Genomic DNA, 26,119 nt, shown 5'->3' with positions numbered 1-26,119 from the left:
GGATGAACAAGCGTATTAGAGCGCTACTAGAAATGTAAGAGGGGGTATTGTATAGGCTGGGGAAAACGTATTACAGACAGGAGAGCGCGTAGCGAATTTGTTCAAAATCGAAGCCGCGACTGGCGAGAAAACGTTCACGCCTAGCGCGCTCTTTGGGGTCTCACCAGGGCTATCAAAACGCCGCGCCAGGGTTTCCCGGGCTAGCTCAAACCAGTCGACCTGCTCGCCCCCCTCCACTTCTTCAAAAGCGGTGGCAAGGGTTTCCTGGTCTATGCCGCGCTGGCGCAACTCGCCTTTAATACGAATCACGCCTTGGCCACGCAGTATGCGCGAGCGCACGAAACTGGCCGCAAAGCGCGCGTCAGACTGCAGCCCTTGTTCAACCAAGGCGTCCAGGCACTCATCAATAGCGGCATCGTCGAAAGACTTTTTCTTCAGACGCTGAGCAAGCTCGGCGCGGGAGTATTCGCGCCGAGCCAGTAAACCAATGGCGATATCACGGGGCGTAGCATCACGCTGGGAGGTGAATGCCATCAGCTTATCTTAGCGAGAGTCGTCTTAAAGCAGATCGTCATCACCCGCATCCAATTCTGCCGCTGCTTCGGCAGGTGCATCTTCCTTCTCCTTTTTAGGATCGGGCTTGGCCAAGAGCTGCTCACGAATCTGCGTTTCGATTTCGAGCATAATTTCCGGGTGCTCTTCCAGATACAGCGCTGAATTGGCTTTACCTTGACCGATTTTCTTACCTTTATAGCTGTACCAGGCACCGGCTTTGTCGACTAGGTTGCACTGCACGCCCAGGTCGATGACCTCACCGGCGTGGTAGATACCCTTGCCGTAAAGAATCTGGAATTCAGCCTGACGGAATGGCGGTGCTACCTTGTTTTTGACTACTTTCACGCGGGTTTCGTTACCGGTGACTTCATCACCCACTTTCACCGAGCCGGTACGACGAATATCCAGACGCACGCTGGCATAGAACTTCAGCGCGTTACCACCAGTGGTGGTTTCGGGGCTACCAAACATGACGCCGATCTTCATGCGGATCTGGTTGATGAAGATCACCAAGCAGTTGGCGTTTTTGATATTACCGGTGATTTTACGCAGTGCCTGAGACATCAAACGCGCCTGTAGGCCAACGTGGGAATCACCCATTTCGCCTTCGATTTCAGCGCGCGGGGTCAACGCAGCGACCGAGTCGATAACAATCACGTCAACACCGCCAGAGCGTACCAGCATGTCGGTAATTTCCAGCGCCTGCTCACCGGTGTCCGGCTGGGAAATCAGTAGATCATCCAGGTTGACGCCTAGCTTTTCTGCGTAGCTGGGGTCAAGCGCATGCTCGGCATCGACGAAGGCACACACTTTGCCTTGCTTTTGCGCTTGCGCAATCACCGAAAGGGTCAGTGTCGTTTTACCCGAGGACTCTGGACCAAAAATTTCAGCCACGCGGCCAAACGGCAGCCCGCCGATGCCGAGGGCGATATCCAGACCCAATGAACCGGTGGAAACCGACGGCATGACGACACGCGGTGCGTCGCCTAGACGCATGACGGTGCCCTTGCCGAACTGACGGTCGATTTGGGTGAGTGCAGCGTTTAGCGCTTTAGTGCGGTTGTCATCCTGAGCCATTCAGAGATTCCTCATAACAAGCTGTATAATTAGCCAGTAGTATGCCAAAGATTGCGCCGTAAACAAATCCTTGATCGCGCTTTCTCTCATCTATTTTATCAACAGCCTTTTTGCATATGCGCCTTTTTCTTACGGCTGGTTCGTCTTGCTCGCCTTCTCGCGCTCATTCAGGCGCGCCACCAGCCCAACCAAGGCCTGACGCACGGCCTGCTCTCGCACCGACTGACGGTCACCTGGAAAGTGAAAGCATTCAGCTTCCTGGGCAGCAGCATCTCCCCAGGCCAACCAAACCGTACCCACCGGCTTTTCAGCGCTCCCCCCCTCTGGGCCTGCAACACCGCTAACGGCAACAGCTAAGCCCGCGCCACTTTCATTACAGGCACCCAGCACCATGGCTTTGACGACCTCCTTGCTGACAGCACCGTGCTCGGCCAGCGTGGTCTCAGGCACCCCCAATAAGCGCGTTTTAGCAGCATTCGCATAGGTCACATAGCCCGTCGTAAAGTAAGCAGAGCTACCCGCCACCTCGGTAATGGCGCTGGCAATGCCGCCCCCCGTACATGACTCAGCGGCGGTCACTTCTACATTCAACTGCTTACACAGCCGCCCCAGCCGCTGAGCTAACAGGGTTAAATCAAGATTTTTCAGGCTAGTTTCGCTGGGCACTATGGTCGCTCCTTCAAGTGAGTCGTCTATTCAGCGTAGAATACTGCGTTTAGCTTTCTCAAAGAAATTGCTCAATCAGGACGCCCATGTCACAGGCCATTCCCCCTAACACGCCCATGATCACGCAATATTTAAAGATCAAGCGCGAGCACCCCGAGGTACTGCTGTTCTACCGCATGGGGGATTTTTATGAACTGTTTTTCGACGACGCCAAGCGCGCCGCCGCACTGCTGGATATTACCCTTACCCAGCGTGGGCAGTCAGGCGGCAAGCCTATCCCGATGGCGGGCGTCCCCTATCACAGCGCTGAGGGCTATCTGGCCCGCCTCGTCGCTGGCGGCGAGTCGGTCGCTATTTGTGAGCAAATTGGCGACCCCGCGACCAGCAAAGGGCCCGTTGAGCGCCAAGTGGTGCGTATCGTCACCCCTGGCACACTCCACGATGAAGCGCTGCTCGATGCCCGCCGCGACAACGTCCTGGTGTCCGTTTCTCCCGGAAAAGAGAGCTGGGGCCTTGCCTGGCTGGAGCTCTCCAGTGGTCGCTTCAACGTACTGGAAGTAGACAGCGAAGCCGAAATGCTCGCCGAGCTGACGCGTCTCTCCCCGGCCGAGCTGCTGGTACCCGAAAGCTTAACGCTACCCGAGGCCTGGTCGCAGAAACGCAGCCTGCGCCGCCAGGGCGAGTGGCTGTTTGATTTGGAAAGCGCTACCCGTAGCCTCTGCGACCAGTTCGAAGTGCAGGATTTACGTGGTTTTGGCTGTGCGCACTTAACCTCTGCGCTAATTGCTGCCGGGGTATTGATCGATTATGCCCGGGACACTCAGCGCTCGCGCCTGCCCCACGTGACCGCCATCAGCGTTGAGAACCGCGACGACGCGGTGGTGATCGACGCTGCCAGCCGCCGTAATCTGGAAATTGATATCAACCTGGGCGGCAGCAGCGACAACACCCTGGCCAGCGTGCTGGATACCTGTACCACCGCCATGGGTTCACGGCTACTCAAACGCTGGCTTAATCGGCCACTGCGTCAACGCGAGATTGTCCAGGCCCGTCATGCGGGTGTGGCGCTGCTAAGCCTGGATGCCGCCTATATGCCGCTGCGCGAGACGTTGAGCGCGGTGGGCGACGTGGAGCGCATTCTGGCCCGGGTGGCGCTGTATAGCGCCCGCCCGCGCGATTTGGCACGGCTGCGGGATGCACTGGTAACGCTTCCGGAACTGGAGCAACAGCTTAGCGAGGTTGAGAGCGGCAGTGCGCTGGATAACCTGCGCCCGCATATTCGCCCCTACCCAGAAATGGCCGATATGCTCAGCCGGGCGCTGGTAGAAAATCCGCCGGTGGTGATCCGCGATGGCGGGGTGATTGCCGATGGCTTTGATTCAGAGCTCGATGAGCACCGTGGCATGGCCGAAAACGCGGGCGACTATCTTATTCAGCTCGAGCTTCGCGAGCGCGAGCGCACGGGGCTAGCCAATCTCAAAGTGGGCTACAACCGGGTGCACGGCTACTTTATTGAGCTACCGCGTTCACAAGCCCAGCAGGCGCCCGCCGACTATATTCGCCGCCAGACACTTAAAAATGCCGAGCGGTTCATTATCCCCGAGCTCAAAGAGTTTGAAGATAAGGCACTCTCCGCTAAATCTCGCGCGTTGACGCGTGAAAAATGGCTCTACGATCGCCTGCTTGGCGATCTCAACGCAAGCCTTCACGCGCTGCAGAGCACCTCGCAAGCCTTGGCGGAACTGGACGTACTGTGCGCCTTTGCCGAGCGCGCCGAGGCGCTGAACTGGGTGCGTCCAACACTCAGCGAAACCACCGGGATTCAAATTGACGCGGGACGACATCCGGTGGTCGAGCAGGTGAGCGAGACACCCTTTGTGCCCAACGACGTGACGCTCAATCCTGACCAGCACATGCTGATTATTACCGGCCCTAACATGGGCGGTAAATCGACCTATATGCGTCAGACGGCGCTCATCGCCCTTCTCGCTCACTGCGGCAGTTTTGTGCCCGCCGATGCCGCCGAGATCGGCCCGCTGGATCGAATATTCACCCGCATTGGCTCATCGGATGACTTGGCCGGCGGGCGCTCTACCTTTATGGTCGAGATGACTGAAACCGCCAAATTCTCCACAATGCCACCCAGCAAAGCTTGATCCTGATGGATGAAATTGGCCGCGGCACCAGTACCTTTGACGGTCTGTCGCTCGCCTGGGCAAGCGCTGAACATTTGGCAAAAGGACGCGCGCTAACGCTGTTTGCGACCCACTACTTTGAAATGACGGCGCTGCCTGAGCATATGGAAGGGGTGGCCAATATCCACCTAACGGCGACCGAGCATGGCGACAGCATTGTGTTTATGCACCGCATCGAAGCGGGCCCGGCCAGCCAGAGCTATGGTTTACAGGTGGCGCAATTAGCGGGTGTGCCCAACCATGTGATTAAACGTGCCCGCGAGAAGCTGATAAGTTTGGAGCAGCGCGATGTGGATAACACGGCGCAGGCGCCGCGAACCGCACCGCAGCAAAACGATCTGTTCGCCGCTGCACCGCATCCGGTGGTCGAGGCGTTGGAAAACGTCGATATGGATGGTTTAACACCGCGGGAAGCGCTATCACTATTGTATCAGTGGCGAGACCTGATCTAATGGTGCTTATAGCATGAAAGGCGATAAGTTAGATTCAGGTGCCAGGGCAGGTTGAAGCGAGGGTCTTTCGACAGGGATGTCGAAAGTAGCGCCCAAGGACGGGTTCACAGCGCCCTCGCGGAAACCTGTACTGGCATTGCTACCAACTGGGATCATATGGCGCTTGCCGCCAGGTATGCGCACCTCTAGAATGTCGTTCAAACTTTTAGCTTATAAAAAACGGCTGATTTATAACCATTCACGATTGACCATGGCTGGGAGTTACCCGGCCCTGCAAGAGGGATAGCAAGATGACGTTTGTCGTTACCGAGAACTGCATCCAGTGCAAATACACCGACTGTGTGGAAGTCTGCCCGGTCGACTGTTTTTACGAGGGCCCGAACTTCCTGGTCATTCATCCTGACGAGTGTATCGACTGCGCGCTGTGTGAGCCCGAGTGCCCCGCCGAGGCGATATTCTCCGAGGATGAGCTGCCGGATGGACAGGAGGCCTTTATCGAGATTAACGCTGAGATGGCCGAAGTATGGCCCAACATCGCCGAAAGAAAAGACCCGCTGCCGGACGCCGAAGTGGGATGGCAAGCCCGGCAAGCTTGAGAAACTAGAGCGCTAACGCTGTGACGGTTTAAAAATCAGCACATAGCTCTTTTTAAAGGCTCTCTTTAAAAATTCTCTTTAAACCAGCGCTGGTTGTTAAAAACAGCGCTGGTTTTTTTGTGTTTTCAAAAGTGTATCGTCAAAATGTGCTGCCAAATTGCGGGCAAAAAAAGGCGACCCGTAGGCCGCCCGCTCCAAGCACTTCCTCTGACCACTCCCTGGATCAACCTCCTCAGATGACGTCCTTGCCAGGGCTCACCTCACTGTATCACCCGGCGCATCTGACCTACATCCCGCTGCATCCTGACTGAAGCGTCCTTGCCTCCCCTTGTCCTGTGTATATTGTGTCAGATCATGGCCGCTTCTCAACAAAGCCAAAATGCAAAAGGGCGAGTCGCTGCGACTCGCCCTTTTTAAAAAACTACTTATTAAAAATATCTTAAACTTTACTTAGTGGCAAAGTAAGCTATTTCTTACCCTAAACCGAGCGATTCTCGTCGGTATTTGTAATATCTCTTACAAAATTTTGAGACATCTCTTACAAGCACCTCTAAAAATTCGCTCGATATTGGCATTTTACTGCCCTTTAATGGCTTTCAAACCTGGGTAGGTCACATCACCCAGCTCTGCTTCAATCACCAGCAAACGGTTGTACTTGGCAACCCGATCAAGCGGCAAAGTGAGCCCGTTTTGATCTGACCGGCACAGGTACCCACCGCCAAATCGGCAATGGTGGTATCTTCGGTTTCACCGGAGCGGTGAGAAATAACCGCCGTAAAGCCAGCATCCTGCCCATCTTAATCGCGTCCAGCGTCTCGGAGAGCGAGCCGATCTGGTTGAACTTGATCAGGATAGAGTTACCGATCTGCTCATCGATACCGCGCTTGAGAATCTTGGTATTGGTCACGAATAGGTCATCGCCCACCAGCTGCACTTTATCGCCCAGCTTATCGGTCAGCGCTTTCCAACCCGCCCAATCCGATTCATCCATGCCGTCTTCGATAGACACAATCGGGTAATCGGCACACAGGCCTGCCAGGTAATCGGTAAAGCCTTGGGCGTCGTAGCTTTTTGCCTTCACCGGAAAGGTTGTACTGACCGTCTTTGTAAAACTCAGACGAAGCACAATCCAGCGCCAGCGTGACGTCTTTACCCAGCTCATAGCCAGCATCGGCAACGGCTTGTTTCCACCGCTAGCGCATCAGCGTTAGACGCCAGGTTAGGCGCAAAGCCGCCCTCGTCACCGACGGATGTAGAGAGCCCTTTCGCGGAGAGCACTTTCTTCAGCGCGTGGAAAATTTCCGCGCCCATGCGCAGCCCTTCGCGGAAGTTAGGCGCGCCCACTGGCTGCACCATAAATTCCTGGATATCGACGTTGTTATCCGCGTGCTCGCCGCCGTTGATGATGTTCATCATCGGCACCGGCATGCTGTACTGGCCAGGTTGACCGTAGAGCTCGGCAATGTGGGCGTAGAGCGGTACGCCTTTGGCGTTAGCAGCTGCTTTAGCCGCCGCCAGCGAAACGGCTAGGATGGCATTCGCCCCCAGATTCGCTTTGTTTTCAGTGCCGTCCAGCGCCAACATGGCATCGTCCAAGCCGCGCTGATCACGCGCATCCATGCCCATCAGCGCATCACGAATTTTGCCATTGACCGCATCGACTGCTTTCAGCACGCCTTTGCCCAGGTAGCGCGACTTATCGCCGTCGCGCAGCTCTAACGCTTCCCGGGAGCCGGTTGAAGCACCACTGGGGGCACAGGCTTCACCGACAGCACCACTGGCAAGGCGTACGTGCGCCTGCACGGTCGGGTTACCACGGGAATCCAGCACTTCCAACGCACTGATAGCAACAATTTTGGTCATGGCAGTATCCTTTCCTGTTAGTCAGATAAAATTATTAATATAACGACCTATTAGCGAATCGTTAGCGGCTCAAAACCTTTAACCAGCGCATCCAACTGGGCAAGCTGAGTCAAGAACGGCTCTAATTGATCCAGCGGCAATGCACAGGGACCATCGCATTTGGCGTTGTCTGGGTCAGGGTGGGCTTCCAAAAACAGCCCGGCAAGGCCGACAGCCACGCCTGCACGCGCTAACTCAGCCACCTGGGCACGGCGCCCATCAGCACTATCGGCACGCCCACCGGGGCGCTGCAGCGCGTGGGTCACATCGAAAAATACCGGGTAGCCGGTTTGCTTCATATCACCAAAGCCCAGCATATCAACAATCAGATTGTTGTAACCAAAGCTTGAGCCGCGCTCGCAGAGCATCAACTGGTCGTTACCCGCTTCCTGGAACTTGCTGAGGATATGACGCATTTCATGGGGCGCCAAAAACTGCGGCTTTTTGATATTGATAACCGCGCCGGTTTTGGCCATGGCGACCACCAAATCAGTTTGGCGAGCCAAAAAGGCCGGCAGTTGGATAATGTCAGCGACTTCAGCGGCTGCTTGCGCCTGCCAAGGCTCGTGAACGTCAGTGATGATCGGCACGTTGTGGCGAGCTTTGATATCGGCCAGTATCTGCAGCCCTTTCTCGATACCCGGGCCGCGGTAGGAGTGAATCGAACTGCGATTGGCTTTGTCAAAGCTGGCCTTAAAAACGTAGGGCATACCCAGCTTCTGGGTCACCGTGACGTAGGCTTGAGCGACTTCGTCGGCAAGATCGGCCGACTCCAGTACGTTCATGCCACCCAGCAGCATAAGCGGCAAGGAGTTACCGGCGGTTAAGCCGGCAACGTTAATATGACGCTCTTGAGATCGGTCTTGAGAAGCCATGCTTCTGCCCTCTTATTCCTGCGAGTTCGCGTGGGCGCGACTGCGCGCTGTTTTGTAATCCAAGGCGGCGTTCACAAAGCCAGAGAACAGCGGGTGACCATCACGGGGAGTAGAAGTGAACTCCGGGTGGAACTGGCAGGCTACGTACCAAGGGTGGTCAGCCAGCTCGATGACTTCAACCAGCGATTGGTCGACGCTCTTGCCTGAGATAACCAAGCCCGCCTTTTCAAGCTCATCGATAAACTGGTTATTGACCTCGAAGCGGTGACGGTGGCGCTCGACAATCTCATCCGAGCCGTAGGCTTCGCGTGCTTTGGTTCCCGATGCCAAATGGCATACCTGGCCACCTAAGCGCATGGTGCCACCTAAATCAGACGCTGCATCACGCAGCTCGACTTTGCCTTCTGGGCTTAGCCATTCGGTGATCAAACCTACTACCGGGTGCTGGGTGTCGTGGGTGAACTCGGTAGAGTTGGCGTCGTTCCAGCCTGCCACATTACGGGCAAACTCAATCACCGCCACCTGCATACCCAGGCAAATACCCAGATATGGCACGTTGTTTTCGCGGGCGAATTGAGCGGTCATAATCTTGCCTTCTACGCCACGTTCGCCAAAGCCGCCGGGCACCAGAATAGCGTCTTTACCCGCCAAGCGCTCGGTGCCATGACGCTCAATGTCTTCGGAGTCAATATAGTCGACATTGACCTTGATACGACCCTGGATACCGGCATGAATCAGCGCTTCGTTGAGCGACTTGTAGGCATCCAGCAGCTCCATGTATTTACCGACCATGGCAATACTGACGGATTTGAGCGGGTTGAGCTTGGCATCAAGTACCTTCACCCACTCGGATAAATCTGCTTCCGGGGCTTCCAGGCGCAGCTTATCGCAAACGATCTCGTCCAGACCGTGTTCATGGAGCATCAGCGGAATGCGATAGATCGTATCGGCATCCTGCAGCGGTACCACGGCACGCTCTTCGACGTTGGTGAACAGAGCGATTTTGCGGCGCTCGCTCTCTTCCAGCTCAACTTCGCTGCGGCAAATCAGAATATCCGGCTGGATACCGATAGAGCGCAGCTCTTTAACGCTGTGCTGGGTCGGCTTGGTTTTGGTCTCACCCGCCGTTTTGATGTAGGGCACCAGGGTCAGGTGCATAAACAGCGCGCGGTTGGCGCCCTGCTCACTACGAATTTGGCGGATCGACTCCAGGAAAGGCAGTGATTCGATATCACCAACCGTGCCGCCGATCTCTACCAGCGCCACATCAAAACCTTCACCGCCCGCGTAAACGCGCTCTTTAATCTCGTCGGTGATATGCGGAATGACCTGGACGGTGCCACCGAGATAGTCGCCCCGACGCTCTTTACGCAGCACGTGCTCGTAGACACGACCGGTCGTAAAGTTGTTGCGCTGGGTCATTTTGGTGCGAATAAAGCGCTCGTAATGCCCGAGATCAAGATCGGTTTCGGCGCCATCTTCTGTGACGAACACCTCACCGTGCTGGAAGGGGCTCATGGTGCCCGGATCCACGTTGATGTACGGGTCGAGCTTGAGCATGGTGACCTTAAGGCCGCGGGCCTCTAAAATCGCCGCAAGCGAGGCGGAGGCGATGCCCTTGCCAAGAGAGGACACAACGCCGCCGGTCACGAAGATATATCGTGTCATGGATAACCTGTCGAAACGTGATCAGAAGGCACGGCAGAAAGCCACGCCAGGATGGGTCGACAGACTAGCAGATTACGACCTAAGGCTCAATTTGAACTGCACTGCTTAAAGTACGCGCTGTCATTCTGAAGCATCGCATCTTGTCATTGCGAGGAGCGCAGCGACGCGGCAATCTAACCCAGATCGCCACGCTTCGCTCGCGATGACATTATGCTAAATATGCGCTGTAATTGTGAAGCATCGCGCCCTGTCATTGCGAGGAGCGCAGCGACGCGGCAATCTAACCCAGATCGCCACGCTTCGCTCGCGATGACATTAAGCCTGTAAAGGCACTTCTTTTACACGCCCAGGTAATCCAGAATACCTTCCGCCGCCTGGCGGCCTTCGTAAATCGCCGTGACCACCAAGTCAGAGCCGCGCACCATATCGCCACCGGCAAAGATTTTTTCGTTGCTGGTTTGGAAGGCGTACTGGCCGTGCTCCGGGGCGGTGACGCGGTCGCGCTCGTCCACTTGGATATTAGAGCTATCGAACCACGGCGCAGGGCTTGCCTGGAAGCCGAAGGCGATAACCACGGCATCCGCCGCAATGATCTCTTCAGAACCGGGCACCACTTCAGGGCGCTGACGGCCGTTTTCATCCGGCTCACCCAAGCGTGTGCGCACAACTTTCACGCCTTCGACCTTCTCTTCACCGACGACCGCCACCGGCTGACGGTTGAACAGAAACTCAACGCCCTCTTCACGAGCATTGGAGACTTCACGGCGCGACCCCGGCATGTTGCCTTCGTCACGACGGTACGCGCAGGTCACGCTGGTGGCGTTTTGACGAATCGAGGTACGGTTACAGTCCATCGCCGTATCACCGCCGCCCAGCACTACCACACGCTTGCCTTCCATAGAGATATAGTCGTTGGGATCTTTTTCAAAGCCCAGGCAGCGGTTGACGTTGGCAATCAGGAAATCGAGGGCCTTGTACACGCCCGGCAGATCTTCGCCAGGGAAGCCGCCTTCCATGTATTTATAAGTCCCCATACCCAGGAAAACCGCGTCGTACTCCTGCATCAAGGTCTCAAACTCGATATCGGTGCCAATCTCGGTATTCAGGCGGAACTCGACGCCCATCTCCTCAAAGACCGCTCGACGGCGCTCCATCACGCTCTTTTCCAACTTGAACTCGGGAATACCAAAGGTCAGCAGGCCACCGATTTCCGGATACTTGTCGAACACCACCGGCTTAACGCCGTTACGGGCCAAAATATCCGCACAGCCCAGGCCCGCAGGGCCCGCGCCAATGATGGCGACTTTTTTATCCGTCCAGGTGACGTGGGACATATCCGGGCGCCAGCCCATGGCAAACGCCGTATCGGTGATGTACTTCTCTACCGAACCAATGGTCACCGCACCAAAGCCGTCATTTAGCGTGCAGTCGCCTTCACACAAGCGATCCTGCGGGCACACGCGACCACACACTTCAGGCAGCGAGTTGGTTTTGTGCGACAGCTCAGCGGCTTCAATGATGTTGCCTTCCACCACCAGCTGTAGCCAGTTGGGAATGTAGTTGTGCACCGGGCACTTCCACTCGCAGTACGGGTTACCGCAGTGCAGGCAGCGATGCGCTTGACTGGCCGCATCGGTGGGTTTGTACGGTTCGTAAATTTCCGCAAACTCTTTGGCACGGGCGCGGGCGTCTTTCTTTTCTGGGTCTTTACGACCCACATCGACAAACTGAAAATCGTTATTTAAACGGTTAGCCATGATCTCTCTCCTGTCAGCGTGAGGGGCATAAGCGGGTTATTGCGGCTGACGCCGAGACTGATCCAGCAAACTACCCAAGCTGGCCGCTTTTGGCTTAACCAGCCAGAAGTGGCGCGCATAGTCGCTGAAGTCTTCCAAAATAGCCGCCCCACGCGCGGAACCCGTCGCGGCCACATAGGCTTCGATCATTTCACGCAGGTGACGACGATACGCCTCCATGGCCTCTGTGTTAACGCGGTGAATCTCGACCAGTTCGTGGTTGTACTTGTCCACGAAGGTGCGCTCTTCATCCAACACATAGGCAAACCCACCGGTCATGCCCGCACCGAAGTTGACCCCGGTCTCACCCAGCACGCAGACCAAACCGCCGGTCATATATTCGCAGCAGTGGTCGCCTGCGCCCTCGATCACCGCTGAGGCACCAGAGTTACGCACTGCAAAGCGCTCGCCCGCGGTACCGGCGGCGAATAGCGTTCCGCCGGTGGCACCGTAAAGGCAGGTGTTGCCGATAATGGCCGTTTTATGACTCTCAAACTGGCTGACTTTGGGCGGCACAATCACGATACTGCCGCCATTCATACCCTTGCCGACGTAGTCGTTGGCGTCGCCTTCCAGGAAGAGATTCAGCCCCCGAGCATTCCACACCCCGAAGCTCTGCCCCGCCACGCCAACGAAATTGGCCGTGACCGGCGCCGCTTCTAGCCCCTCTTCACCATAGCGTTTGGCAATGGCACCAGAGGTGAGTGCGCCCACGCTGCGGTCACAGTTGGTGATGGTGAAGTGGAATTCACCGCCCGACTGGCTTTCGATAGCATCTTTCAGCGCCGCCAGCACTTCCTGGTTTTTAGCGCCCGGATCGTGGGGCACGTTACGGCTAACCCTGCAGAACTGCGGCGCATCTTTGGGTACAAAATCATTGGCCAGCAGCGGCGTTAGATCGAGCTTACGCTGGGAAGCCGTATCACCCTCAAGCACTTCCAGAAGGTCGGTACGCCCGATCAAATCAGTGAGCTTGCACACACCGAGCATAGCCATCAGCTCACGTACTTCTTCGGCGATAAAGCGGAAGTAGTTCTTGACCATATCCACGGTGCCGCGGAAGTGCTCGCCGCGCAGGAAGTCATCCTGAGTTGCGACCCCAGTGGCACAGTTGTTGAGGTGACAGATACGCAGATATTTACAGCCCAACGCCACCATGGGCGCGGTGCCGAAACCGAAGCTCTCGGCGCCCAGAATCGCCGCTTTCACCACATCCAGGCCGGTTTTCAGGCCGCCATCGGTCTGCAGGCGAATCTTGTCGCGCAGTCCGTTGATACGCAGCGCCTGGTGCACTTCCGGCAGCCCCAGCTCCCAGGGTGAACCGGCGTGTTTGATCGAGGTCAGCGGGCTTGCCGCTGTACCGCCATCGTAGCCTGATACGGTAATCAAATCCGCGTAGGCCTTGGCCACACCGGTGGCGATCGTGCCGATCCCCGGCTCGGAAACCAGTTTCACCGACACCTGAGCCTCAGGATTGACCTGCTTGAGGTCAAAAATCAGCTGGGCCAAATCCTCGATAGAGTAAATATCGTGGTGCGGCGGCGGCGAAATCAGCGTGACGCCGGGGACTGCGTAGCGCAGCCGAGCAATCAGTTGGTTTACCTTACCGCCGGGTAGCTGACCACCCTCTCCGGGCTTGGCGCCTTGAGCGACTTTGATCTGCAGTACTTCTGCATTGACCAGATACGCCGGAGTTACACCAAAGCGGCCAGAGGCAATTTGCTTGATCTTGGAGCTGCGAATGGTGCCGTAGCGGGCCGGGTCTTCACCGCCCTCACCGGAGTTGGAACGCCCGCCGGCTTCGTTCATGGCCTGGGCCAGCGCTTCGTGGGCTTCCGGCGATAGCGCACCCAGTGACATACCGGCGCTATCAAAGCGCGGCAGTAAATCTTCAACCGGCTCTACGTCTTCCAGCGCAATCGGTGTTTCCGCAGGCTTGAGCTTGAGCAAGTCACGAATAGTGGCCACAGGCCGCTCGTTCACCAATTGAGCAAACTTTTTCCACTTGGTATAGCTGCCTTCCTGAACCGCCGCCTGTAGTGACATCACCACATCGGGATTGTAGGCGTGATATTCGTGGCCGTGGACATACTTGAACATGCCGCCTTGGGAGATTCCTTTACGGGGAATCCAGGCATCTTTCGCCAGCAGCGCTTGCTGCATCTGAAGCTCGGCAAAACCGGCGCCCTGAATGCGCGACGCCATACCGACAAAGCAGAGATCCATTACTTCATCTGCCAAGCCCACGGCTTCAAACAGCATCGAGCCGCGGTAGGAAGCCAGCGTCGAGATACCCATTTTAGACAGGATCTTGAACAGGCCTTTCTGCAGCCCTTTACGGTAGTTCTCACGACCGTCAGCCGGGTTGCCGGTCAGCTCGCCCGTGCGGTGCATATCCGCCATGACCTGATAAGCGAGCCACGGATAAACCGCCGTAGCGCCCACGCCAAACAGCACCGCCATTTGGTGTGCATCACGGGCATAACCGGTTTCCACCACGATGTTGGCGTTGGGGCGCAGCGCCAACCGGCCTAAGTGAGAGTGCACGGCACCCACGGCCAGGGCGGCCTGAATGGGAATCAGCCCTTTCGTCAGCTCCGCATCGGTGAGTACCAGAATGACTTTCCCGGCGCGGACTTGAGCTTCTGCCTCCTCACATAAAGCTTTAAGCGCTTGATGCAAGCTCTGCTGATCGGGGTCGTAACCCAACGACAGTGTATAGCTGGCAAACGCTGGATCGTCCTGGCTAACCAGGGCGGTAAACTTGCGTGGGGACAGTACCGGTGTGGTCAAAATCAAGCGATGCGCGTGCTCAGGCGTCGCTTTAAAGACGTTAAGCTCAGCGCCACAGCAGGTTTCCAGCGACATCACGATCGCTTCACGCAGCGGGTCGATGGGCGGGTTGGTAACCTGGGCAAACTTCTGACGGAAGAAGTCAGTCAGCAGGCGCGGACGACTCGACAGCACCGCCATGGGCGTATCATCGCCCATGGAGCCAACGGCTTCCTGGCCACTCTCTGCCAGCGGGCGCAGCACCTGGTCACGCTCTTCGAAGCTAACCTGGAACAACTTCTGCTGAACGTTGAGCGAATCGGCATCCATGGTTTGGAAACGCGCAAGCTCGGTCAGTGCCGACTCTAAATAGTTCGCCTCCTGCTTAAGCCAACGCTTATAGGGGTAGGCGGATTTCAGCCGCTCATCGATATCGGTGGTATGCAGCACTTCGCCGGTTTCGGTATCCACGGCGAGCATTTGACCAGGGCCAACGCGGCCTTTAGCGACCACGTCTTCCGGCTTATAGTCGTAGGTGCCGATTTCAGAGGCCAGGGTAATGTAGCCATTCTTGGTCATTACCCAGCGCGCCGGACGCAGGCCGTTACGGTCAAGCATACATACCGCTTGGCGGCCGTCGGTCATCACTACGCCCGCCGGGCCGTCCCACGGCTCCATGTGCATGGAGTTGTATTCGTAGAAGGCGCGCAGCTCGGCGTCCATGGTCTCTACGTTCTGCCAGGCGGGCGGCACCATCATACGTACCGCGCGATGCAGCTCCATACCGCCGGTCAGCAACACTTCCAGCATGTTGTCCATACTGGAGGAGTCGGAGCCGGTGGTGTTAACGATCTCGTCCAGCTCGGTGATATCCGGCAGACGCTCGTTAACGAAATTGGCTTTACGCGAGTTCGCCCAGCCGCGGTTGGCCTCAATGGTGTTGATCTCGCCGTTATGGGCCAATAGACGGAACGGCTGTGCCAACGGCCAGCGCGCGCGGTATTGGTCGAGAAGCGCTGGTGGAAAACGCAAATGGCGGTTTCCAGACGCGGGTCATTCAAGTCCTGATAAAACGCCGGTAGGTCTTCCGGCATCACCAAGCCTTTATAGGAGACCACTTCTGACGAGAGCGAGGCGATGTAGAAGTCCTCTTCACCGCGTAACGCCTGCTCGGCACGGCGGCGGGCCATAAACAGGTCAACATCGAAGTGTTCACCCTGGCCTGGCTGCACAAACAGCTGACGAATACGTGGCAGGCAGTCCAGCGCCATGGGGCCACAAACGCTGGAATCAGTGGGCACATCGCGCCAGCCCAACACGTTAAGACCACGCGCTTCCAGCTCACCCGTCAGAGTGTCGCGAGCACGCGCTTCACGGGCATCATCGTTGGGTAGAAACCACACCACCCACAGCAAAGCGTTCGCCCAGCTCGGCATCGAATGCCTCTTTGGCCAGCGCCTGCATAAACGGGGTGGGCATTTTCAACAGCAAACCACAGCCGTCGCCGGTTTTGCCGTCGGCAGCAATGCCGCCCGGTGGGTCATGCAGGTCAGGGATTCAATGGCAGTTTTCAGCAAATCGTGGCTAGCCTGGCCTTCCATATGGGCAATCAGGCCAAAACCACAGTTATCGCGAAACTCGCCAGGCTGGTGAAGACCTCTATTCATGGGCGTGCCTCTACTAGTCAGCGTATTTTTTTAGCAGCGTGCTTATGGTATAAAGGACGGTTTCGCTTTTTTTATAGTGCTTATAACCTGCCCAGAATGGGGTACTTCCCAAGTTCGCTGCCGCAACAAAATGGCCGGTCAGCATAGCGATTGCTAGCCACTTTGCGCAATCTCTTGGCGCCCACATCGTTAGAGAAACTCTTTTCAAATCCTGTATTTGCATCCTCATTCAAGGAAAAAATACATATACTTCAACCACTTGTAACAAGGTAAAACGCTATTTTAACGCTTTTTATTTTCCATTAAACTTTAGTCTAAATAGCGCCCACAAACCCATGCCGATAGCGCATAAGGCATACGGATTATATAAAACAGCGTTCGACAAATGGGCTCATGATGCAGCCAAGCGAATAAAAAACCGCCCAATGAAAACCACTCTACGTAAGGAGCGATCCATTGGGCGGGTAGGATATAGCTGGCCAGGTTTTGAAATGACCAGTTTTTGGAATGAATAAGTTTTGAAAATGACTAGCTGGTGAAAGGATTACTTTTCCACTGGGCAGCGCGGGTAATCATCGAGCAGCGTGCGAAGGACATCAACGGGCGTGGCATCGCTAACACAAGCATCGCCCAGGGCGTTAAGCAGCACCAAGCGCAGCCGCGTATCGATATTTTTCTTATCCAGCCGCATGCGGGTTAAAAAGTCATCGCTGGTCATATTCGCCGGTGCCGCCAACGGTAGCTCGGCGCTCTCGATCACCGCCAGGCTGCGTGCTAGCGCCGCATCGGTGAGCCAGCCCAAGCGTCGGGAAAGCGTTGCCGCCATGGCCATGCCAGCGCCCACGGCTTCGCCGTGTAGCCAGTTGCCGTAGCCCTGATGCGCCTCAATGGCATGACCAAAGGTGTGGCCCAGGTTGAGCAGCGCGCGGACGCCCTGTTCCGTCTCATCTTCGGCAACAATGTCTGCTTTGATTTGGCAACTTCGTGCAATGGCGTCTGCGACGACCTCAGGCTCCACATCAAGTAGTGCGGGCATGTTGGCTTCCAGCCAGCTTAAAAACGCTTCGTCGCGGATCAGGCCGTACTTGATAACCTCGGCCAGCCCGGCGGAGAGTTCGCGACGGGGCAGACTCTTGAGCGTATCAATATCCACCAGCACCGCTTTGGGCTGCCAGAAGGCGCCAATCATGTTTTTCCCCAGCGGATGGTTAACGCCGGTCTTGCCCCCCACCGACGAATCCACCTGGGAAAGCAGCGTGGTGGGCACTTGGATAAACGCTACACCTCGCTGATAGGAAGCGGCGGCGTAGCCGACCATATCGCCGATCACTCCACCGCCTAAAGCAATTAGCGTGCAGCGGCGGTTAAAACCAGCCTCTAGCAGCGCATCCCAAATACGGCTGACCTGTTCGATGGTTTTGTATTGCTCGCCATCGGGGAGTATGACCGTGCGCACTTCCAGATGATCCGGCAGGCTAGCGCAAAGCGTGTCCAGATAGAGCGGCGCGATAGTCTCGTTAGTGACGACCATCACCTGCTGGCCGGCCAGATAGGGCGTTAGCATATCGGCACGCCCTATCAGCTCGGTGCCAATATGAATCGGATAGCTGCGCTCGTCTAAAGCAACATGAAGGGTGCGTTGCGCGCTGGCTGTCGAGTTCATGGTGATACCTTATGGTTAAGCGTTTTAGCCGACGATGATGAGGGCTCGAGTGGATCCACCAGCCGATGCACCCGGCGCAGAATTTCATTGACCACCGCTCGCGGGCTGCGCCGGTCGGTGCGCACGGCAATATCCGAGGTGGCGCGATAGAGCGGGTCGCGCTGGGCAAACATATCGTTGAGCACCTGCTCGCGGTTGGCGCACTGCAGCAGTGGCCGGTTGCGATCTTTCGCTGTCCGTTTGAGCTGCTGGTCGACGGTGGTCAGCAGATAAACCACCGTGCCACGCTCGCGAAGTGCGCGGCGATTCTCTTCGCGCAGCACCGCGCCGCCGCCAGTGGCGACGACGACTGGAGAGAGCCGGGTTAGCTCATCAATCATATGAATTTCCCGCAGGCGAAAGCCCTGCTCGCCCTCGACATCAAAAATCCACGGGATATCTGCCCCGCAGCGGTCTTGGATGGCGTGGTCACTGTCGTAAAACGGGCGCGCAAGCTCGGCCGCCAATAGGCGACCAATGGTGCTTTTGCCAGCCCCATGGGGCCTATGAGAAATAAATTGGGTAAATCCTGCATCAGCGAACCGTTAAGCCATCGTCTAGGAGTCGTGGAGTAATAAAGACTAACAACTCTACCTTTTCATTGCTCTCTTCGGTATAGCGAAACAGTCTACCGAGCAAAGGAATATCACCCAAAAGCGGTGTTTTGGCGATTTGGCGCAGCTCTTCGGTGGTCAAAATTCCGCCTAACACCACCGTTTGGCCGTTATCTACCAGCACTTGGGTCTCAATCTGGTTGGTATCAATCGGCGGTTCACCGCCAAACTCCGATTCACGAAAACTGTCATTTTTAATCACCAGATCCATAATAATGCGGTTATCCGGGGTAATCTGCGGGGTGACTTCCAATGAAAGCTCGGCTTCTTTGAATTCGGTATCCGGATTGTCGTTGCCATCCACACTCTGGAAGGCACGCTCTTCACCCTGGCTAATTTTGGCGGTACGTTGATTGGCGGTAATAATTCTGGGCTGAGAAATAGTCTGGCTTTTCCCTTCGCTTTCCAGTGCGCGCAGCTCCAAATCCAACAGGATATCACCAGATAAGTAGCCAAAGCTAAAACCGGTGCCCGGCCCAGTGGCAGCACCTAAATCCACAGCCAGGCCGCCCTGTGCCCGGTTGATGCCATCGGGGTTGATATCGCGTCGGCTGAAGGTGCCGTCTTCCGCCTCCTGAAAGCCGCGGGTACTCGACATACCCCAGTTAACTCCCAGTTCACGGGAAGCAGTGTCCCTTGCAATGACAATGCGTGCCTCAATCTGTACCTGCCGAACAGCCACATCCAGGCGGTCAATGGTGCGGGCGATATCGCGCACTTGATCAGCGGTATCTTGCACCAGCAGCGTATTGGTGCGGTTATCAATGCTGACGCGCCCCCGCTCGGTGAGCAAACCAAAGCCGTCATCGCCACCTCCGCGTAGCAACTGAGCTAAATCTTTGGCCCGTGCATACTTGATCTCGATAAACTCGGTGACCAACGGCGAGAGCGTTTCACGCTGATTGCGCGCCTCTAGTTCCTGGCGTTCCAAATCGGCCAATTCACTAGCGGGCGCTACCACGATCACATTGCCCTGCTCACGGCTCGATAGCCTCTTACTTTGCAGAATCAGTTCGAGCGCCTGATCCCAGGGCACATCATTTAAATTGAGCGTTACACGCCCCGATACGCTATCGCTGGCGACTAAATTTAGCCCGGTAAATTCGGCCAGTTTCGCTAGCACCGAGCGTACTTCTATATCCTGAAAATTAAGACTCAACCGTTCGCCGGTGAAGCGTTCACCTGTCGTCTGGGAGAGTTGCTCCTTCTGACTGGCGGGCTGGACTTCCACAGTCAGCGTGCGGCCATTTTGCGTGGAGATCATCGCATAAGCGCCCTGCGTGGCGATCGCTAACTGGGTGGCGTCCTGGCTGGTGCGGGGCGTAATCCGTGTTATGGGAGTGGCGAAATCGGTGACATCGTAGATTTGGTTAAGCGAGTCTGGCATCGCCACATCGCGCAGATCCACCATCACTTGATCAGGACCGCCTTCCCGCACGTTCGCCTCGACGCCTTCGCGATCAAAGGTGACTATCAACCGTCCGGCACCATCGGTGCCGCGACGAAAGTCAATATTCTCAACCTGCGGCCCTTCATCGGTTTCAAGCCCCGCTGAAGCGATGCTGGGCGAAGGGCTAGGCAAGCGGCTGGCACCTGAAGCAAAGGTAATGCGTAGGCGATCATCCATTACCCGTGATGTGAACGCCTGCGACTCGCTCAGATTGACCACCAAACGCGTGCGGCCATTGCCCTCCAGCGCGGTAATCTGTTCGATACCGTTACGATTAACGTTGATGCGCCGATCAGTGAGACCACTTTGGGTTGCTGCCAAATCTAGCGTCACTCGGGGAGGAGAGTCTAAGCGGTAGCTGCGTAGTTCAGGCATATCACCGGTAAAACGCAGGTCAAGATGGGTTCCACCGTTCTTAGCGGGTTGAACCTCAATACCGGTCAGCACCGAGGCAGCTGCCAATGAGGGCAACAGTAAGCATAGTGCGGCCATGGCCATGTAGAGAGTGATTCGCCAAGCTGTAACTGCCATGAGCTGTATCCGCTTACTCGCTGTTTTCGTTGATGACTAGTGACACTTGCCGCTCCTGCCACCCTTCAGACTGAGTGAACACCCGTTCGGTAACGCGTATTTCTTGGGCGTTGATCTGAGCGATACGCCCATAGTCGGTGCCCATATAGTTACCCTCTTTAACGCTGGTCACGTTGCCATCCGGCGATGCAATCAACGCCACTTGTCGCTCTCCCATACGCATGGTACCGACCAAACGCAGCTCTTGCAGTGAGAAGCGCTCCAGCGGCTCTGGCGTGCGCTGCTGGTCAGGAGCGAGCGCAGCTTCGCCTCGATCAGCGCTATCCTGAGCAATCTCGTCGGGAGGCAAAAAAGGGCTACGCCCGTCGCTATACAAGTAGGATAAATCTTGGTTTTCGGGCAGCGCGACAGCCATAACCGGCGGTTGCCCGCCAGGGGACTGACGAATATCGGCCAGCGTGCCTTCAAGCTGAGCCAAGTCGGCGTCTGCACAGCCGGTGAGCACCACCGCGGAGACCGTCAAGGTGACGGCCGAGGTTGCCCTTCTTGTTGCTACAAAAAGCAGTTGTTCAGCTCTCATGGCGCCTGCGCCCCCTCTGTGGAGGTTTGGTCGCTCTCCTCCACATAGCGGTAGGTGCGGGCCAAGAGCGAAAGACGCAGCGCTTCGCCGCGGCCATCGGCGGGTTCCAGGTTAAAATCGTGCTGGGTCACCATGCGGGGTAGCGAGGCGATATCGGCACTAAAGCGCGCTAACTGGTGATAGCCGCCACGCACCTGTATATCCAGCGGCTGCTCGACATAATGGGCCTGGGCTTGCGCTGGGCGCAGCCGAATCGTTTCAATGGTCAGGCGGTTATCGGCGGCGGCATCGCTAATGCTATCCAGCAGCGAGGGGATTTCTGCATCGGTAGGGAGCATGGTACGCAAGCGCCCCACCTGCCCTTCCAGGGTCGCCAACTGATCGCGCATTTCCGGCAGGAAGGCCGCTTGCGAGGCTTTGCTGCGGTATTCGCTCAGCAGCCTGGCTTCTTGGCGCTGGGCGACCATCAAGGCCTCGCGCTGTTCACTCACCACTAGCCACAGCATGACGCTCAATGCTGCCAGCAGCGCCAAGCAGCAGCACAGCACTTTTAATAGCCACGGCCAGCCGCCGGCCTCTTTAACGTCTAGATCCCGCCAGTCGACATCCCACAGGCGCTGCCACTCAATAGCCCACTGCTCGCGGTTAAGCGTCATGGAAGCGCCTCCTCAGCACCTTGCGACAGCGCTGCGGTGGCCTGTTCCACATCAAAACGAAATACCCGTCCTGAACCGTTTTGCTCACTCTCTACCGCCAATAGCGAGGGCACAGCTAACCCCGGTAGAGCGGCAATGCGGCGCAGTTGCTCGGAAACCTGGCGATCACTGCCTGCCACCGCAGTAACACTGACGTTATTACCGCTCTTTGATAAGCGTTGATAAATGACGCCATTGGCCACGCTCTCTGCCACATCATTAAACAGCTGCACAGCATCCATTCGTTCGGTCTGCAGCGCCTGAAACACCGCGATCTGCTCGCCTAAACGCTCGGCTTCGCTGGAGTAGCGTGAGACGCTCTCGATATCGGCATTAAGACGCTCAATGTGGTTACTAATGTAAGCATTACGTTGCTGCTGGGCTGCTAGCTTGAGCTGGTAAAAATGCGCGACCAGCAGGCCCAGTACTACACCCACCACCAGCATGCCCGCCACCACGACGTAGAATTTGCGGGTTCGCCGTTCACGCTGCGCTTCCCGCCAGGGCAGAAGATTAATCGTCATGCTCATTGGTTAACTCTCATTGACTTACCCTCATGGCCAAGCCACCCGCGGTAAGCATCGCTGGGGCATCGCTAGTCAACGCCTGAAGGTTCAAGCGCTTGTTCACCCGCATGCTCTGGAAGGGTTGGCAATGGTCACCGACATAACGCTATCTTCAGCAATGCGCTCGGCAAGCCCTGGAATCACATCGAACCGCCCGCTAATACGATGTGTTGCACTTCTTGCTGACGCCCGGCGGGTAATAGAGCTGCAGGGAACGCCCCACCTGCTGCACCACGGTTTCCAAAAAAGGGTTGAGCACACGCTCATGGTAATCATCGGGTAGCCCGCCGCGCTCTTTGGCGAAACCGCTTCCTCCATGCTTAAAACCGTAGCGGTCGCGAATCGCATCGGTGAGCTGACGACCACCAAACACCGTATCGCGGGTATAAACGATATGCCCACCGCGGACGACGTGGAAAGCATTCATATTGGCACCAATGTCCACCAGACCAACACAGGCGGTAGGGTCACTCTCCACCTTAAGCTGGGCGCAGCTCGGCAAGTGAACGCTCCATGGCGAAGGTCTCCACGTCCACTGCCGCGGGCTCTAAACCTGCCTGTTCTAGCGTGTCGGTAAGCTGCGTCACATCCTGCTGCCGACAGGCGACCAACACTACCTGCTGGTGCTCATCGTCAAAGGGTGCGGGGCCAAGGCACTCAAAATCAAATGCCACTTCATTGAACGGAAATGGAATATGGCGGTCGGATTCGGCCACGATGCGCTCTTCGATCTCTCATCGCTTAGCCCGATAGGGAAGCTCAGCGTTTTGGTAATCGCGGCGCTAGCGGGAACAGCCACTGCGGCTTTACGGGTAGAGGGTTTAGCGTGCTCCACGGCACGGCTAAGCACACTGGCAACGTCATCGATATCGCGAATTCGACGCTCCACAACCGCCCCTTCGCGAAGTGGCCGCACGGCATAGCTTTCACCTGGTAATTATCGTGGCATTGTTTTAGCTCAAGCAGTTGACGGTCGCCGAGGTAATATCGACGCCAATCAACCCTTTACCAGGTTTTAGAAAGCGCATATTGGGTCTGGCTCCACCTGCTTGTCGCCCGTTTTCACATGTGATTTGAGGTTACATGATTTTTAGTTCCGTCACACGCGAACCCACTTAGCGCATATCAACACTGGTGGCCGCCGCTTCAGGTTCCTATAATGGCTGCCATTGCATGATACGGCCGTTTAGATGCCGATCTTTTCATTCTTCCCAGGTGCTCTTCGTACATGACGTTTCTTCGAACCCTTATTGTGTCGCTGTTTTTCCTCATCGTCTCGTTGGTGGGCGCCACTGCCTTAGCCGTGGTGGGGGCCGCCATTTACTTTGCCCCAGGGCTGCCCGACGTCCGCCAACTGCAGGACTTCGAACTGCACACACCGCTACGTATTTTCACCCAAGACGGTAAATTGATTGGCGAGTTCGGCGAAGAGCGCCGCATGGCGATCAATTTTGATGAAATTCCGCAGGATATGATCAATGCCTTGATCGCCGCCGAAGATGCCAGCTATTTTGACCACGCAGGTGTCGACCGCGGGGCTTGGCGCGGGCGGTGGTTCAACTTGCGATGAGTGGCGATATCCAATCGGGCGGCTCGACGATCACCATGCAGGTCGCGCGTAACTATATGCTGACACTCGATCAGACGTTTACGCGTAAAATTCGTGAAATCCTGCTGGCACTACAAATGGAGCAGATACTCGATAAAGAGGAAATCTTCGAACTTTACGTGAACAAGATTTTCCTGGGCAATCGCGCCTACGGTATCGCTGCCGCCGCTGAAACCTATTACGACAAACCCCTCGCCGAGCTTAGCCTAGCGCAAACGGCCATGATTGCGGGGTTGCCCAAGGCACCTTCTGCCTTTAACCCGCTGGCTAACTCCGAGCGTTCGCTGATTCGTCGCAACTGGATTCTGTTCCGTATGCGCGAACTCGGCTACATCGATGATGCCACCTATCAGACAGCGGTTCAGGATCCTGTAACGGCCCGCCGCCACTATACCCAAGCTGAAGTCGATGCCGCCTATGTCTCCGAAATGGCACGTCAGTATGCCGTGGAACGCTTTGGCGATGACGCTTACACCGGTGGCTATCGTATTTACACTACGATTGATAGCGAGCTGCAGCCCTTTGCCCGCCAAGCGCTGGCCAACGGCCTGACGGCCTATGACCTTCGCCATGGCTGGCGCGGGCCGGAGCAGCGTGAGATCGCGCAAGCCTTGTCGAGGCCCAGGAGCAAACCGCGACCCAAGGCCTGGAGGAGGAGCTTTCTGAGTCTCCCGAAATTCGCCAAACCGCACGCCAAGCCGCCCAGCGCAGCCAAACGGAAGTCGAAGGGATCGAGGGCGACGTCAGCAACTGGGTTCAGGTGCTTGAGCGCACGCCCAATTATGGCCTGCTTCAGCCCGCCATCGTGGTAGAAAGTAGCGGCCGCGAAATGCAGGTGCTAACTCGCAACGATGGTCTACAGACGATCGGCTGGGAAGGTTTGAACTGGGCACGCCCTTACCTGAGCCCGCGGAGCCGCGGAGCTGCACCCAGCTCGGCTGAGGAGATTGCTGTACGGGGTGATATGGTGCGCGTCATTGAGAATGAAGACGGTTCGCTACGCCTCTCTCAACAGCCGGATACCGAAGGCTCGCTGGTCGCTCAAGACCCTCAAACGGGTGCTATCCTGGCACTCCAGGGCGGTTTCGACTTTAACGCCAGCAAGTTCAATCGTGCTGTACAGGCACGACGCCAATCAGGCTCTATCTTCAAGCCGTTTATTTACTTAGCGGCCCTTGAGGATGGAGAGATGAACGCCGCCAGCGTCGTTAATGATTCGCCCGTGGTGCTCGACGATGGCAGTAACTCATTGTGGCGGCCGGTCAACTCCAGCCGTGACTTCCAAGGCCCTATGCGCTTACGTCCAGCCCTTGCCCGTTCGCGCAACCTGGTCACTATTCGCGTTCTACAAACCATGGGGCTGGATTACACGATTAACTTTTTGGAGGGCTTCGGCTTCTCTCCCGCCCAGCTCCCTCGTGGCTTATCATTAGCGCTAGGCAGCGCGAGCTTAACGCCGATGGAAATGACCAACGCTTACGCGGTGCTCGCCAACGGTGGTTTCCAGGTGTCGCCCTGGTTTATTGAGCGGGTTACCCGTGACGACGACAATGAGCTGATTGATGAAGCCACGCCGCAGGTTGCCTGCCCCAGCTGTGCCGAAGACCAGGAGACGGTGGAAATTGATGGCCGCGAATACCCGATCGCCAAACGGGTAGCCGACCCAGCCGCTGTCTACATTCTACGCGATATGCTACGTGACGTTATCACCTCGGGCACTGGCCGCGGCGCACTGAGCCTTAACCGTGAGGATATCGTCGGCAAGACTGGTACCACCAACAGCCAGCGTGACGCCTGGTTTGCGGGCTTTAACAGCGATCTAGTCACTACGGTATGGGTCGGTAAGGACAGCAACGAGACCATTTCTGAGTATGGTTCTCAGGCCGCGCTACCCATTTGGGTAGAGTTTATGGGGGATGCCCTGGAAGGTACGCCAAACGCCGTGCCCGAGCGCCCCGCGACGATTGTCACTGCGCGCGTAGACCCAACGACAGGCCAACGTTTATCTGACGGCCAGTCTGGAGGTATCACTGAACTGTTCCATAAGGATCACTTGCCGGATTACCAGCAGCGCCGTATCAGCCGCGAGCTGGAAGAAGCCAGTGGTTCTGAGGGTTCAGGCACCGCTGAGTCGATCTTCTAACTCGATCT

10 protein-coding genes and 8 pseudogenes are annotated in these 26,119 nt (G+C 56.6%); 3 read left to right on the top strand and 15 right to left on the bottom strand.

The window, feature by feature from the left end:
• Positions 1–70: 70 nt before the first annotated feature.
• From FDY98_RS03555 to FDY98_RS03545, 3 genes and pseudogenes are all read right to left on the bottom strand, one after another.
• Positions 71–534: pseudogene (locus FDY98_RS03555) on the bottom strand (regulatory protein RecX).
• Between the two features lie 24 nt (positions 535–558).
• Positions 559–1,632: a recombinase RecA gene (recA, locus tag FDY98_RS03550; RefSeq protein ID WP_027957359.1), complete on the bottom strand. Its 1,074-nt coding sequence runs from the start codon at positions 1,630–1,632 to the stop codon at positions 559–561.
• A 129-nt stretch (positions 1,633–1,761) separates the two neighbouring features.
• Entirely contained in the window at positions 1,762–2,301 is a 540-nt protein-coding gene (locus FDY98_RS03545) for a CinA family protein (RefSeq protein WP_035538996.1), read from the bottom strand.
• Between the two features lie 83 nt (positions 2,302–2,384).
• Here FDY98_RS03545 and mutS point away from each other — a divergent pair.
• Positions 2,385–4,945 (top strand): annotated as a pseudogene (mutS, locus tag FDY98_RS03540) (DNA mismatch repair protein MutS).
• A gap of 290 nt (positions 4,946–5,235) precedes the next feature.
• Positions 5,236–5,557: pseudogene (fdxA, locus tag FDY98_RS03535) on the top strand (ferredoxin FdxA).
• 560 nt (positions 5,558–6,117) lie between these two features.
• On the opposite strand, the pseudogene eno reads toward fdxA, so the two are convergent.
• The 12 genes and pseudogenes from eno to pilM form a co-directional block, all read right to left on the bottom strand.
• Positions 6,118–7,404 (bottom strand): annotated as a pseudogene (gene eno, locus FDY98_RS03530) (phosphopyruvate hydratase).
• A gap of 50 nt (positions 7,405–7,454) precedes the next feature.
• The gene (kdsA, locus tag FDY98_RS03525) at positions 7,455–8,318 is read right to left on the bottom strand and encodes a 3-deoxy-8-phosphooctulonate synthase (RefSeq protein ID WP_022519970.1); all 864 of its coding nucleotides are present in this window, start codon (positions 8,316–8,318) and stop codon (positions 7,455–7,457) included.
• 12 nt (positions 8,319–8,330) lie between these two features.
• The gene (locus FDY98_RS03520; RefSeq protein WP_022519971.1) at positions 8,331–9,986 is read right to left on the bottom strand and encodes a CTP synthase; all 1,656 of its coding nucleotides are present in this window, start codon (positions 9,984–9,986) and stop codon (positions 8,331–8,333) included.
• A gap of 338 nt (positions 9,987–10,324) precedes the next feature.
• Positions 10,325–11,743 (bottom strand): FAD-dependent oxidoreductase, encoded by a 1,419-nt coding sequence (locus FDY98_RS03515; RefSeq protein WP_027957361.1) that lies wholly within the window; start codon positions 11,741–11,743, stop codon positions 10,325–10,327.
• Positions 11,744–11,779: 36 nt separating this feature from the next.
• Positions 11,780–16,221, bottom strand: a pseudogene (gene gltB, locus FDY98_RS03510) (glutamate synthase large subunit).
• 544 nt (positions 16,222–16,765) lie between these two features.
• Positions 16,766–17,884 carry a 3-dehydroquinate synthase gene (aroB, locus tag FDY98_RS03505; protein WP_027957363.1) on the bottom strand — a complete coding sequence of 373 codons (1,119 nt, stop codon included), beginning with the start codon at positions 17,882–17,884 and terminating at the stop codon, positions 16,766–16,768.
• Positions 17,881–18,458, bottom strand: a pseudogene (gene aroK, locus FDY98_RS03500) (shikimate kinase AroK). The gene aroB and the pseudogene aroK overlap by 4 nt, the downstream one beginning before the upstream one ends.
• Entirely contained in the window at positions 18,458–20,518 is a 2,061-nt protein-coding gene (pilQ, locus tag FDY98_RS03495) for a type IV pilus secretin PilQ (protein ID WP_027957364.1), read from the bottom strand. Before pilQ ends, aroK begins: the two are co-directional and overlap by 1 nt.
• 13 nt (positions 20,519–20,531) lie before the next feature.
• Positions 20,532–21,098, bottom strand: a complete 567-nt coding sequence (locus FDY98_RS03490) for a pilus assembly protein PilP (protein ID WP_027957365.1) — start codon at positions 21,096–21,098, stop codon at positions 20,532–20,534.
• A complete protein-coding gene (locus FDY98_RS03485; protein WP_027957366.1) occupies positions 21,095–21,754 on the bottom strand; it encodes a type 4a pilus biogenesis protein PilO in 660 nt (219 codons plus the stop codon). The genes FDY98_RS03490 and FDY98_RS03485 overlap by 4 nt, the downstream gene beginning before the upstream one ends.
• Complete coding sequence (locus tag FDY98_RS03480) at positions 21,751–22,323, bottom strand: PilN domain-containing protein (RefSeq protein ID WP_027957367.1); 573 nt, start codon at positions 22,321–22,323, stop codon at positions 21,751–21,753. The genes FDY98_RS03485 and FDY98_RS03480 overlap by 4 nt, the downstream gene beginning before the upstream one ends.
• Positions 22,324–22,333: 10 nt before the next feature.
• A pseudogene (gene pilM, locus FDY98_RS29260) lies at positions 22,334–23,387 on the bottom strand (type IV pilus assembly protein PilM).
• A gap of 200 nt (positions 23,388–23,587) precedes the next feature.
• Between pilM and FDY98_RS03470 the strand changes: the two are divergent.
• A pseudogene (locus FDY98_RS03470) lies at positions 23,588–26,111 on the top strand (penicillin-binding protein 1A).
• The last annotated feature ends 8 nt before the right edge of the window (positions 26,112–26,119 follow it).

The organism is Halomonas sp. PA16-9, assembly GCF_009728585.1.
Taxonomy (GTDB): Bacteria; Pseudomonadota; Gammaproteobacteria; order Pseudomonadales; family Halomonadaceae; genus Vreelandella; species Vreelandella titanicae.
The sequence above is the reverse complement of the archived record's forward strand: the minus strand, read 5'-3'. Positions and strand labels throughout refer to the sequence as shown.

Excerpts from the sequence above, each read along its gene's own strand:
- recA (WP_027957359.1), bottom strand. The coding sequence starts at position 1,632 with ATGGCTCAGGATGACAACCGCACTAAAGCGCTAAACGCTGCACTCACC.
- kdsA (WP_022519970.1), bottom strand. The coding sequence starts at position 8,318 with ATGGCTTCTCAAGACCGATCTCAAGAGCGTCATATTAACGTTGCCGGC.
- FDY98_RS03520 (WP_022519971.1), bottom strand. The coding sequence starts at position 9,986 with ATGACACGATATATCTTCGTGACCGGCGGCGTTGTGTCCTCTCTTGGC.
- FDY98_RS03515 (WP_027957361.1), bottom strand. The coding sequence starts at position 11,743 with ATGGCTAACCGTTTAAATAACGATTTTCAGTTTGTCGATGTGGGTCGT.
- aroB (WP_027957363.1), bottom strand. The coding sequence starts at position 17,884 with ATGAACTCGACAGCCAGCGCGCAACGCACCCTTCATGTTGCTTTAGAC.
- pilQ (WP_027957364.1), bottom strand. The coding sequence starts at position 20,518 with ATGGCAGTTACAGCTTGGCGAATCACTCTCTACATGGCCATGGCCGCA.
- FDY98_RS03490 (WP_027957365.1), bottom strand. The coding sequence starts at position 21,098 with ATGAGAGCTGAACAACTGCTTTTTGTAGCAACAAGAAGGGCAACCTCG.
- FDY98_RS03485 (WP_027957366.1), bottom strand. The coding sequence starts at position 21,754 with ATGACGCTTAACCGCGAGCAGTGGGCTATTGAGTGGCAGCGCCTGTGG.
- FDY98_RS03480 (WP_027957367.1), bottom strand. The coding sequence starts at position 22,323 with ATGAGCATGACGATTAATCTTCTGCCCTGGCGGGAAGCGCAGCGTGAA.